This is a genomic window from Glutamicibacter sp. St.4D3 (genome assembly GCF_059728615.1).
Window position 1 is genome coordinate 2,186,569 of the sequence record NZ_AP039380.1, and the last position, 12,139, is coordinate 2,198,707.

The 12,139-nt window shown below is 67.6% G+C and carries 8 protein-coding genes; 5 read left to right on the plus strand and 3 right to left on the minus strand.

Annotated features, from left to right (window positions below):
• Nucleotides 1–51 precede the first annotated feature (51 nt).
• The gene (locus AC6I21_RS10015; RefSeq protein WP_497762317.1) at nucleotides 52–1,317 is read left to right on the plus strand and encodes a phosphotransferase; all 1,266 of its coding nucleotides are present in this window, start codon (nucleotides 52–54) and stop codon (nucleotides 1,315–1,317) included.
• 96 nt (nucleotides 1,318–1,413) lie between these two features.
• Here the strand turns inward: AC6I21_RS10015 and AC6I21_RS10020 are convergent, their stop codons facing one another.
• The 3 genes from AC6I21_RS10020 to AC6I21_RS10030 are packed head-to-tail and all read right to left on the minus strand — an operon-like array spanning nucleotide 1,414 to nucleotide 8,434.
• The gene (locus AC6I21_RS10020; RefSeq protein WP_497762318.1) at nucleotides 1,414–4,767 is read right to left on the minus strand and encodes an ATP-dependent helicase; all 3,354 of its coding nucleotides are present in this window, start codon (nucleotides 4,765–4,767) and stop codon (nucleotides 1,414–1,416) included.
• The gene (locus AC6I21_RS10025) at nucleotides 4,764–7,967 is read right to left on the minus strand and encodes an ATP-dependent helicase (RefSeq protein ID WP_497762319.1); all 3,204 of its coding nucleotides are present in this window, start codon (nucleotides 7,965–7,967) and stop codon (nucleotides 4,764–4,766) included. The genes AC6I21_RS10020 and AC6I21_RS10025 overlap by 4 nt, the downstream gene beginning before the upstream one ends.
• Complete coding sequence (locus tag AC6I21_RS10030; protein WP_138926508.1) at nucleotides 7,964–8,434, minus strand: MGMT family protein; 471 nt, start codon at nucleotides 8,432–8,434, stop codon at nucleotides 7,964–7,966. The genes AC6I21_RS10025 and AC6I21_RS10030 overlap by 4 nt, the downstream gene beginning before the upstream one ends.
• Before the next feature lie 87 nt (nucleotides 8,435–8,521).
• Between AC6I21_RS10030 and AC6I21_RS10035 the strand changes: the two genes are divergently transcribed.
• The 4 genes from AC6I21_RS10035 (at nucleotide 8,522) to AC6I21_RS10050 (ending at nucleotide 12,065) form a co-directional block, all read left to right on the plus strand.
• Nucleotides 8,522–9,205, plus strand: a complete 684-nt coding sequence (locus tag AC6I21_RS10035) for a 3'-5' exonuclease (RefSeq protein ID WP_497762320.1) — start codon at nucleotides 8,522–8,524, stop codon at nucleotides 9,203–9,205.
• 240 nt (nucleotides 9,206–9,445) lie between these two features.
• Nucleotides 9,446–10,441, plus strand: coding sequence for a methionine ABC transporter ATP-binding protein (locus AC6I21_RS10040; RefSeq protein WP_138177457.1), 996 nt, complete (start codon nucleotides 9,446–9,448; stop codon nucleotides 10,439–10,441).
• Nucleotides 10,442–10,488: 47 nt separating this feature from the next.
• Complete coding sequence (locus tag AC6I21_RS10045) at nucleotides 10,489–11,121, plus strand: methionine ABC transporter permease (protein ID WP_138177622.1); 633 nt, start codon at nucleotides 10,489–10,491, stop codon at nucleotides 11,119–11,121.
• An 83-nt stretch (nucleotides 11,122–11,204) separates the two neighbouring features.
• On the plus strand, nucleotides 11,205–12,065 hold the full coding sequence (locus AC6I21_RS10050) for a MetQ/NlpA family ABC transporter substrate-binding protein (protein WP_138177455.1): 861 nt from the start codon (nucleotides 11,205–11,207) through the stop codon (nucleotides 12,063–12,065).
• The last annotated feature ends 74 nt before the right edge of the window (nucleotides 12,066–12,139 follow it).

Genomic DNA, 12,139 nt, shown 5'->3' on the forward strand with positions numbered 1-12,139 from the left:
CCATCAGCACTGTGCCGGTAGTTTACGGTGGAACATGTGAAACGCTCTGCCATGGAACTCGCCGCAATTGCCACCGCAGCAGTGCCCGGTCTCTGCCCGGTTGGCTATGCTGCGTTGTCCGATGACCCCGAAGATTTTGATTCGGCGCTGCTCATCGACGACAAGAAAAACCGTTGGCGGGTGCGTTCGCCCAAACACGATGAGGCCAGCATGCGCTTGGAGGCCGAGCTGTCGGCGCTGCGCGCTTTTTCGGCCAAGGTCCGCGCCGCGCTGCCCTTCGCGCTGCCGGCGATAGCCGGCACCGTCCGCCAGGGACCGCTGCGCACCTTCGTCTACAAGGACCTGCCCGGACACGGGGTGATGCTGGAGGACCTGGTGCAGCTGGGTGAACCGCTGGCCCGGGAGCTGGGCAACACGATGGCCGCGATCCACAAGATCCCGGATGAATCGGTGGAGGTCGCCGGGCTGCCCACCTACACGGCCGACGAGGTGCGCCAGCGCAAGCTCAACGAACTGGACACCGCCGCCGCCACCGGCAAGGTGCCCAGCCGGCTGCTGCGCCGTTGGGAGCACGCGATGGAAGACGTGTCGCTGTGGCGGTTTAATGCCGCGGTGGTCCACGGCTCCTTCGATGAGGAGCAGCTGCAGGTGCTGGGCAGCCGCATCACCGCCGTGAAGGGGTGGACCGACCTGCACGTGGGCGACCCGGCCGAGGACTTCGCCTGGCTTTCGGCGGTGGAGGATCACGAGTTCGGCGACAAGGTGTTTGCCGCATACATGCAGGCCCGCGCCGACAAGGCCGACCCGCACATCATGCGCCGCGCGGCGCTGAACGCCGAGTTCGCCCTGGCCCAGTGGCTGGTGAAGTCCCTGGATTCGAAGGACGATGAACGCATCGCCGACGCCGAGCAGATGCTGCACGAGCTGGATGAGAACATCGCCGAGTACGGCGGCCAGCCGCTGTCCGTGGTTGAGGAGCCGCGACCGGTCAGCTCCGTGTTCGGCAAGCCGCAGCAGGAGCAGGACCCGACCAACGAGCAGGGCAGCACCGCGCACGGCGAGGATTCAAACACCGCCAGCGCGCCGGATTCCTCCCAACGGGTCTCCAAGCTGCCCGAGCGTGCGCAGGCCCAGCCGGCCGGGGCCGATGAGGCAGCCAAAGATGAGGCAGCCAAGGATGAGGCAGCCAAGGATGAGACCGAAACGGGCCGGGAGGCGGACCAGCAGGAAACTGTGGCCCCCGAAACCGGCGGAACCCACACCGGCTCCACCGCGGCCAAGCAGCCCCCGGCACCGGAGCAGGATTCGACGAAATAGGTCATGGCGCACGGGCCTCGGCCGCGGCGGCACCCTTGGATGCTGCTGCGGCCGGGGCCCGTTGCGTTACCCCTGCCTGGTTGAACGCTGCTTGGTTCAGCCCTGCCGGGTTGGTTCGTCCAGCTGCTCGAACGCGGCGCCGATCATCTGTTCCAGCTCCGCTTCGGATTGCAGCTGCTGGGCGTGGATGGTGATCCCGGCCCCCACATAGTAGAAGGCGGCCTGGATTTCCTCCAGCGGAATCCCGTGCAGGCGCGACCAGCCCAACCGGTACACGGCCAGCTGCACCAGTTTGTCCTTCAATGACTTGCCGCTGGGCACGTTCCCGGTCTTCCAGTCCACCAGCAGCCAATGCCCCTCAGCGGTGCGGAACACCGCATCGATCCGGCCGCGCACCGCAATATCCCCGATGCGGGTTTCCAGGGGCACTTCCACGTGCACCGGTTGGCGTTCGGCCCATTCGCTTTGCCGGAACGCCTGCTTCATCCCCTCCAGGTCCAGGGTGTCGTCGATCAGCGCGTCGGCCGGTTCCAGGATCTCCCCCAGGTCCAGCATCTGGGTCTGTTCGTAGTATTCCTCCAGCCAGGCGTGGAACGCGGTACCGCGTCGTGCCGCCATGCCGGGGCGCCGCGGCACCGGGCGGCGCAGGTTCTCCAGCACCTCCTGCGGGTTCTCGGCCAATTCCACAAACAGGGAGGCCCGCACGTGTTCGGGCTTGTGCACACCGTGCTCCTGCTGGGCCGCGAACTGGCGTTGGGCGAGCAGCCGCGTAGCCTCCTCCGCCCAGGCCTGGCCCTGCTCGGTCTGCATCACCGCCTCCTGCGGGGTTTGGGCCGCCCCCAGCACCCCCTCGGCCATGGTCTGCAGGACTTCGCGGCGCGAGTACGGGTAGACGGTGCGTGGGTTGCCCCCGGTGACCTCCGGCCCCTGCAAAGGGTCGTAGGGCCAGCGCGCCTCAACCGGTTGCGAGCGGGTTGGGTTGGCTTCGGGCGCCTGCTCGTCCTGCACCCACACCCCGATCTCGGCCCCAGGGGTAGGGCCCTCGGCCAGCGGCAGCAGCTGCTCTATGAAGATAGATGGGCTTGAGGGTTTGGTGCGGGTCCCGTACCAGACGCTGCAGCTGCAGATCAGCAGCGATTTAGCGCGGGTCAGCGCCACATAGGCCAGACGGCGTTCTTCCTGTTCATTGTGCTCTGCCACGTCGGCGGCGAATTGCTTCTCGGCTTCGAGCAGCTCAAAAAAGGAGGCCTGGTCGGTGTCCCACTGCGGCAGGTCACGGCGGTCACCGCGCAGCGGCCAGGGCAGGGCCGCGTCCCCGCTGGTCCAGCGGTCCGAGGTGCGGTCCGGGAACACGCCCTCGTTCATGGACATCACCGCCACGATGTCCCATTCCAGTCCCTTGGAGGCATGGATGGTCAGCAGCTGCACGCTGTTTGGGTCGGCGTCCTGGGCCGGCAGCGGCAGCCCCTTCTCCTTGTCGGCCGCCTGCTCCAGCCAGTACAGGAACCCGGTCAGGTCCGCCTGCGGCGCGTGGCGGCAGTAGTCCTTGATGACATCGGCAAAAGCGTCCAGGTTGGCCCGCCGCTGCCCTGGCTCCACCCAGGGCCGGGCCGCGACCTCGATGTCCAGGTTCATGGCGCGCTCAATTTCCCTGACAAGGGCCTCGAGGTCGTCGTTTGCCAGCAGCCGCAGCCGGCGCAGTTCATCACGCAGGCTGCTCAGCCGCAGGTACCCGGTCTCACTCAGTGTCCGCCCATCGGCGCTGGTCCAGCCGGCCGGCGGCAGGAAGTCCAGCGCCTCAATCAGGCTCGCGGCGTCGTTGACCTCCGCCCGGGCCAGGGTTTGCTCATCTTCTTGCGCGTCCTGCACCAGCAGCTGCGCTTCGAGGGTTCCGGTCAGGGCGTGTTCACGGCGCCGGGCCAGGAAACGGGACCAGTCGGCGAAGGCCATCAGGTCCGCCGGGCCGATACGCCAGCGGGCGCCGGCCAGCAGCCGCATCAGCTTGTCGCTGCGCAGCGGGTCCACCAGCACGTGCAGACAGGAGACCAGGTCGTTGACTTCCGGGGTGCTCAACAGCCCGGAGAGCCCCACCAGCTGGTACGGGATTTCCTTCTCGGAAAGCACCTGGGCCATCAGGCCCAGCTGGGCGCGGTTGCGGCTGAGCACCGCAGCGGTGGTCTCCTGGCCTGCGGAGCGGCGCTGGAGGATTTCTGTCTCGATCGTTTGGGCGATCGCTTCGGCTTCCTGCCGGTCGGTCGCACAGCGGTTGAGCACCACCCGCCCCGGCTGGGCGTGGGCGGAGGCCTCCAGCGGTTTGACGGCCACCGGGCCGGGAGCCTGCTGTCCGCTGCCGGAGACCAGGTTGGCCGCCTGCAGCACGTTGACCGTGTTGCGCCAGGCGATCGTCAGGTGGCGCACGTGGGCGTTGCGCCGCTGCCCGTCCGGCTCGACGATGGGAAATTCGTTGGGAAAGTGGAAGAGCTGTCCGGCGCTGGCTCCGCGGAAACCGTAGATGGACTGGTTCGGGTCCCCCACCGCGGTGACCGGGTGTCCGTCGCCGAAGAGCTGGGAGAAGAGCACCATCTGGGCGTGGGAGGTGTCCTGGAACTCGTCAAGCAGCACCACCTTGTACTTGGAGCGTTCGGCCACCGCTGCGGCCGGGATCTGCTCGGCGATGCGTGCGGCGTGGGCGACCAGGTCCCCGTAGTCCATGACCCCGCGCCGCGCCTTCTCCTCGGCGTAGCGCTGGCTGAGTTCGGCGATGGTGGCCCGCGAGGCGATCTTGTCGATGAGTTTGCCGGCGACCGCGGTCTGCGCCTTGTCCTTGTCCGGGTACATGGGCAGACGGCGCAGCCGCTGCTCCAGGTCCCGCAGCCAGGCTTCGGCCTGCGCGGTGCCCACCAGGTGTTCGGAGGCCTCGGAGGAGAAGCTGACGATCGCGTTGATCAGGGTGCTGGTGGCGCTGCCCAGGTGTTCGTAGTCCCCGGTGTAGGCCTCAAGGACCTCGCTGGCCAATTCCCAGGATTGGGCGGCCCCCAGCAGGGCGCTGTCCTCTTCAATGCCCAGGCGCAGCCCGTAGTCCTGCACGAGCGTGTTCGCGTAGGAATGGTAGGTGGACACGGACGGGTCCAGGTAGTCCTCGGTGGTCTGCCCATCCAGCAGGCCGGTGTTCACCAGGGCGGCGATCTTCGCGCGGATGCGGGCGGACAGTTCCCCGGCGGCCTTGCGGGTGAAGGTCACCCCGAGCACTTCCTCCGGGCGCACCAGCTCGTTGGCCACCAGCCAGACAACCTTGTCGGCCATGGTCTTGGTTTTCCCGGACCCGGCCCCGGCGATGACCAGCATCGGTTCCAGCGGGGCGCAGATGATCCGGCTTTGCTGTTCGGTGGGCGGGAACTGTTCGCCCAGGGCGGCGGAGAGCTCTTCGGGGGTAAAGCGGATTTCACTCATGGTTCGGTCACCTGTCGTCCTTCGCTGCACAAGGGGCAGATGTCTGGCAGGGCGCACCCGCTGGAGAATCCGGCGCCGCGCGAGGCATCGTGCCGGGTCACGAACTCGGCGTCGCCCATCAGGGCCGCGGCCTCGATGATCAGCTGCTGCGCCCAGTCATCGGTGGGGGCCTGCTGGGTGCGCAGGCTCGGCTTTTTGGTGTTGGATCCCACGAACACCAGGGTCGCCCCGGCCGGTTCGGCCGGCAGGTGGCTGGTTTCGGGGGTGGAGTCCAGGGCCCCGAGCGTGATGGCGGCCTGGTAGACGCCCAGCTGCGGGTGGGTTAGCGCGTCCTTGGCGGAGGGCATCCGGGCCCCGGTCTTCAAATCCACCACATAGGGCCGGCCCTGCCCGTCCACCTCGATGCGGTCAATGACCCCGCGCAGTTCCACCTCCCGCCCCTCATGGGGCACCGGCACGTTGAACGGCAGTTCGCGGGCGACCAGGGAGCGCCCCTCGGAGCGCATCTGCAGCGAGTACAGGGCCAGCTTCTTCAGCATCTCCTCGGCCCGGTCATGGTCGCGCCTGCCTTCCCAGTTGTTCGGCATTTCCAGTTCCGGCCACCGCTCATCGAGCACCTTCAGGTATTCGCTGCCGGCGGCGTCGGGGTGCTCCTCGGCGATGGAGTGGATCAAGGTGCCCAGCGAGGCGGCAAAGTCCACGGCGCTTTGCCCGCCTGCGGCCTGCACGAACCAGTTCAGCGGCGAGGCGTGCACCGCCTCCACCTTGGAGGGCGAGACCCGGATGGGCTGGTCCTGGGGGAAGACCGGGGCCTGGGTGCTCAGCGGCGCCAATCCCCACCAGGTGGCCGGGGCCGCCCCGCGCACCGCCGGCTGTGCCGCGGTGAGCTGGCCCAGGACCGCCACCGCATCCTGGGCGACCGCGGAGACCGTTTGGGAGGAGTCCTGCTGCCAGGCGCCCATGGCGGCGGCGATGTGGCTTTCGGCCTCGCAGCGCAGCTCGGCGACCAGGGAGGGCAGGGACCGGATCCGGGGCACCGCGGTGTAGCTGCCCTGCTGGTCCGCGGCGGGGTCGATGATCTGCAGGAAGGAGGAGGGCTGCTGTTCCTCGCTGGCCACGGCGGTGCAGATCAGTGACTGGCTGGCGCGGGAGATCGCGTTGGAGAAGGAGCGCAGCTCGTCGTTGCGGATTTCGCGCACCAGCCGGCTGGGGGTGCGGGTGCCAAGGAAACCGACCCCGTGCTCCACCGCCTCGGCCAGGGCGTTGGAGCCGAGCAGTTCACCGCGCAGCCGCAGGTTGGGCCAGGAGCCCTCCTGCAGCCCCGGGACGAACACGACCGGCCATTGCCGGCCGGCGGCTGCCGCGGTGGTCAGCACCGTGACGGTCTGGTCGCTGGCCGAACGGCTGGCCAGGGAGTCCATGGGCAGCTCCTGTTCCAGGATGTGTTCGACGAACTGTTCGACACTGGCCCCGGGCAGCTGGTCAACGAAGCGTTCAGCCGCCTGGAACACGGAGAGCACCGCGTCCAGGTCGTGGTCGGCGCGGCGGGCCGCCGGTCCGGTGCCCAATGCCTCGGTACGCCAGGCCTCGGCCCGGCCGCTGGCCTCCCACAACGCCCACAGGGCGGTTTCCGGGGTGGCGTTGCCGGTGGCCAGTTCTTCGCGCAGGCGCTGGTACATGCCCAGGAGGCGTTCCAGCCCACGGGCCACCGGGCCCAGGTCCTGGGCCAGCTCCGGTTCATGCAAGGTGGCTTCGAGCAGTTCCTGGCTCGAACGCCGGCCTCCACCGGCACTGTCCTTCTGGCGCAGCAGCTGGCGCAGCCGCCGGATTTCCAGCGCGGTGCTCATCCCGTAGCGGGAGAGCAGCAGCGACTGCATGCGCAGCGGGTCCTCGTTGGCTTCGGGGTTCACCGCCAGCGCCAGCAGGTCCAGCAGCGGGCGCACCGCGTTCTCCTCCTTCAGCGGCACTTCCGCCGGAGGGGTGGTTACCGCGATTCCCTGGCCTTCCAGGAAGCGGCTGAGATTGCGCACCTGGGAGCCGGTGCGCACCACGATCGCCATCTCCGCCAGGGGGCGGTGTTCGTAGAGATTCAGGTGCACGATGTGCTGGGCGAGGAACCGCTCCTCCTGGGTGGAGTTTTCAAATAGATGCGTTTGCACCGTTGCAGGGTGGGGATCTTCCCCGAACTCCAGGGTTCGGCCGTGCAGTCCGGCGGCCACCGGGACCCGGCGCACCACGCGTTTCCACGCCTGGGCGATGGCGGGGCCCATCCGGTAGCTGGTTTCCAGTTCGTAGATGCCAGCCGGGTTGCGGGGCGTTGAGTAGCGCTGGGTGAACTGTGCCAGCTCATCGGCGCGGGCGCCGCGGAACCCCTGCACCACATTGTCGGGGGCGGCGAAGGCCACCAGGTTTCGGCCACGCCCCAGCAGGGTCAGCAGCCGGTGTTGGGAAAGGCTGGCCTCCTGCAGGTCATCGACCAGGACCAGCCGCAGCTGATCCTGTTCGGCGGCCAGGAATTCGGGGTTGGCTTCCAGCAGTTCCGCGGCCCGGGTGATCAGCCCGGCCGGGTCGAAGGCCTCGGCGCTGCCCAGGTCCAGCAGGTCCCGGTACTCCTGGTAGAACATGGCCGCGGCCACCCATTCGCCGCGTTCGGCCTGCTCCCCCAGCTGCGCGATGTCGTCCGGTTCCAGGCCGAGTTCGGAGACCCGGTCAAAGAACTCACGCACCTCCTTGCGAAAACCCCGGGTGCCCACCGCCAGGCGCAGTTCCTCCGGCCACGGCGGGGATGGGGTCAGCCCCTGTTCGTGGCCTTCGAGCAAGTGCCCGAGCAAGGTGTCCTGTTCCGGCCCGGAGAGCAGGCGCGGGGCCCGCTCCACCATGGGCAGCAGCCCCTGCAGCCGGGCGCGGCGAATCAGGTCGAAGGCGTAGGCGGACCAGGTGCGCACCACCGGTTCGGTAAAGGTTTGCTCGGCCCGTGCGCTAAGTTCATTGCGCAACATGGCGGCGGTGTTGCGGGTGGGGGCCAGCACCAGCAGGGAGAGCGGGTCCAGCCCGGCACGCAGGCGCTGCACGGCGACTTCAACCAGCAACGTGGACTTTCCGGTTCCCGGGGCGCCGGCGACCAGTGAGGGCCGGCGCGAGGTGACCAGGTGATCCAGCAGTTCTGGGGTGCCCGTTGCCGTGTCTGCCGATTCGCTCATGGTTCCATCCCATCACGCGGCTCCGACGTTTTGGTTCCACGGCCCGCCTGCTGCCCGAAGGCTGGGTCGGTGCGCGGCCGCTCTTCATCCGCCCTGGAGGTCCGCGGCCCGTCGAGGCTGGCGGACAGTTCCTGGATTTGGCGCCACTGCCGGTCATTGGGCTGCCAACGGGCCCGGGCGACATCCACTCTGCCCCCGCGCCGGGGCATGCGCTCTTGATCCCAGTGGGCGCGCGCCTGCTCCAGCAGGGATGCGGTGATGTTGCCATCTGCCCGGATGATCCGCCACCAGGGCGTGCCCGGCGCGGTGCCCTGCATCGCCTTGCCGACCTGGCGGGGGCCGGCGCGGCCAAGCAGCTCCGCCACGTCCTTGTAGGTGAGGATCCGCCCGGCGGGAACCAGGCCGGCCAGCTGGTGGACGGCCTCTTCGAAGTCCAGCGGCGGCGGGGAGGGGGACGGCAGGTGCATGCCCCTATTGTGCCAAGGCCCATGCTTCTGTCCCCAACCGGTGGGTCACGCCGCGTCGGCGCACCTTGGGACGGTAGCGTTATTTGCATGAGTGAATGGCATATCGGCCCCTGCCTGGGTTTTGACTTGGAAACCACCGGTGTTGACACGAATACCGCGCGCATCGTGACCGCTTCGGTGGTGTTGCTGGATTCCTCCGGGCAGATCCTGAACCAACGCGAGTGGCTGCTGGATCCCGGAGTAGAGATCCCGGAGGCGGCCACAGCGGTGCATGGGGTCACCACCGAGCGGGCGCGCGCCGAGGGCGTCGCGGCCGCTCGGGGGGTTGGCGAAATCCTGAACCTATTGCAGTTCGCGTCCCAGCAGGCACCGATCATTGCCTTCAATGCCTCCTATGACTTCTCGGTCCTGCACACCGAGGCACTGCGCCACGAGCTGGTGCCCTTCATCCCGGGCAACGTGGTCGACCCCTACGTCCTGGACCGGCAAATGGACCGCTATCGCAAGGGCAAGCGCACCCTGGAGGCGGCGTGCCAGCACTATGGGGTGGTCTTGGAGAACGCGCACACCTCCTTCGCGGATGCGGTCGCCTGCGTTGGGGTGGCCCGCGCCCTGGCCTCCCGTTACCCGGACCTGCTGGTGGATCCGGCCGAGCTGCACGGCCAGCAGATCCGCTGGGCCCGGGAGCACGCCGAGAATTTCCAGCAGTACCTGCGCCGCACCAAGCCCGAGGCGGTCGTCGACGGCGCCTGGCCCATCAAGGATTCCTAGGCGCTTCGAGACCTAATTCACAGCCGTGCCCAGCGGCCCGTGATGGCCGCCACGAGCCCGGCGGGCGTCCATCCTTTTTTGTGAATGATGTTCACTCAAAGATTCTTCGACCCCATCCGTGAGATAGCGGAGCTTTACGGCGCATTACCGAATGTGCAGGGCGATTCGGTCGATAATATTCGACGGTGATTCAATTGGGGGTACTCTCTTTACCCTTGAGAATTGAAGGACCACCACCCTGTGATTACGATCAAGGACCTGCGCAAGGTCTACCGCCAAGGAAGCGATACCGTTGTTGCCCTTGACGGGGTTAGCCTCGAAGTCCCCACCGGGAAAATCCACGGCATCGTCGGACACTCCGGTGCCGGCAAATCCACCCTGGTTCGGTGTTTGACCCTGTTGGATCAACCCACCAGCGGAACGGTTGCCGTCAACGGCCAGGAGCTGACCAACATCGGCGACAGCCAGCTGCGCGAAACCCGCCGGCGCATCGGGATGGTGTTCCAGCACGCGAATCTCTTCGATTCACGCACCACCGCCCAGAACGTGGCCTACCCGCTGGAACTGAGCGGGATGTCCAAGAAGGACAGCGCACACAAGGTCCGCGAACTGCTCGAGCTGGTGGGGCTGGGCAAGTTCAGCAACGCCTACCCCTCCCAGCTCTCGGGCGGGCAGCGCCAGCGCGTGGGCATCGCCCGCGCCCTGGCCACCGACCCGGACGTGCTGCTGTGCGATGAGCCGACCAGCGCCCTGGACCCGAAGACCACCGATGAGATCCTGGACCTGGTCAAGGCCCTGCGTGACCGGCTGAACATCACGGTGCTGATCATCACCCACGAAATGCACGTGGTGAAGCAGGCCTGCGATTCGGTCTCCCTGCTGGAGGCCGGGCGCATCGTGGAGCACGGGGACCTGGAAAGCGTGATCAACACCCCCGGCTCCACCCTGGCGGCCACCTTGCTGCCGTTGCCCGGCGAAGCGCCGCAGGCTGCCGGGCAGGGCCCGGTGCTGGACATCATCTACTCCGGTGCCCAGGCCAACGAGCCGGTGCTGTCCGGGCTGTCCCGGCACTTCGACATGGACGTCAACGTCATGGCCGGCTCGGTGGAACAGATGGGCGAGCACCAGTTCGCCCGGCTGCGCATCCAGCTGCCAGCCAGCGCCAACACCGAAGAAGTGGTGGCCTACCTCGAATCCATTGACGTCGCCGTGGCTCTGAAGGGAAGCGGAAAGTGAACGAATTTTTCAACGACCTGCTGACCAACCCGGGGATCACCAAGGCCATGTGGCCGGCGACCGTCGAAACCCTGCAGATGACCGCGATTTCCGGGATCTTCACGGTGCTGATCGGCCTGCCGCTGGGCATCTTGCTGCACACCACCGACAAGGGCGGGCTGACCCCGGTGCGCTGGCTGAACGTGGTGCTCTCGGGCATCATCGTGAACATCACCCGGTCGATCCCGTTCGCCATCCTGATGGTGGCCCTGATCCCGTTCGCGGCACTGGTCGTCGGCCAGGCGCTGGGGCCGATCGCGGCCTCGGTGTCGCTGACCATCGGCACCGTGCCGTTCTTTGCCCGCCTGGTGGAGACCGCGCTGCGTGATGTCTCCTCCGGCAAGGTGGACGCCGCCCTGGTGATGGGCTCGACCAAGATGCAGATCATCCGCAAGGTGATGGTTCCCGAGGCCCTGCCCGGCCTGGTGGCCGCCACCACGACCACGATCGTCACGCTGATCGGCTACTCGGCGATGGCCGGCCTGGTCGGCGGCGGCGGGCTGGGCCGCCTGGCCTACAACTACGGCTTCCAGCGTTACGAGCCGACCATCATGCTGGTGACCCTGGTGATCATCCTGCTGCTGGTGCAGATCGTGCAGCTGCTGGGCGACTGGCTGGCCCGCAGGGTCGACCACCGCTAATCGGCCGCAGCCCCTCCACAACCCCGCAAACCCCGCCCGCCGCCGAAAACCCGGCGGGCATCAACCGAACAAAGGACAACACCATGCTGCGCAAGAAACTCGCACTTGCCGCCACCGGCGTCGCCACCGTGCTGGCCCTGACCGCCTGCGGCGGCGGAAGCTCCCCGGAACCGGCCGCCGACGCGAGCCTGGACCCGGCGAACCCGACCGTTGTGAAGGTCGGAGCCAGTGCGGTGCCGCACGCCCAGATCCTGGAGTACATCGATGCCAACCTGGCCAAAGATGCCGGCATCGACCTGGACATCACGGAAATCGATGACTACCAGACCCCGAACATCGCCCTGGAAGACGGCACCATTGACGCCAACTACTTCCAGACCGAGGCCTACCTGGCCGACCAGGTCAAGGCGAAGGGCTACAAGTTCGAGCATGGCGAGGGCGTGCACGTCGAACCGCTGACCGCGTTCTCGCAGAAGTTCGACAAGCCCGAGGACGTCACCGACGGGGCGCGCGTGGTGCTGAACAACGACCCGGTGAACCAGCTGCGCGGCCTGCGCGTGCTGGAGTCGGCGGGTCTGCTGAAGAACCTGGCCGACGGGGATTCGGCGTTGACCGTTGAGGGCGATGCCGAGAAGAACCCCAAGGGCCTGACGTTCGAGGAAGTCAACTCCGAGCAGGTCCCGCAGTTCTACAAGGACGGCAAGTCGGCGGACCTTGCCCTGGTCAACGGCAACTACATTGTCCAGGCCAAGCTGAACCCGGAGGAGATCCTGTACCAGGAATCGGCCGAGAACAACCCGAACGCCAACTTCCTGACCTGGCGCGAGGGTGAGGAAACCGCGGCGATCGCCAAGCTCGAAGAGCTGCTGCACTCCGATGAGGTGCACAAGTACATCGAGGACACCTGGAGCGACGGCAGCGTGCTGCCGGCCACCAACAAGTAGGCCGGTTCCGCGGCCCGGCCCGGCGCCAGCACCCGCATACCGGCAAGGCAACGGCCCGCTTCCGGCGGGTTCGG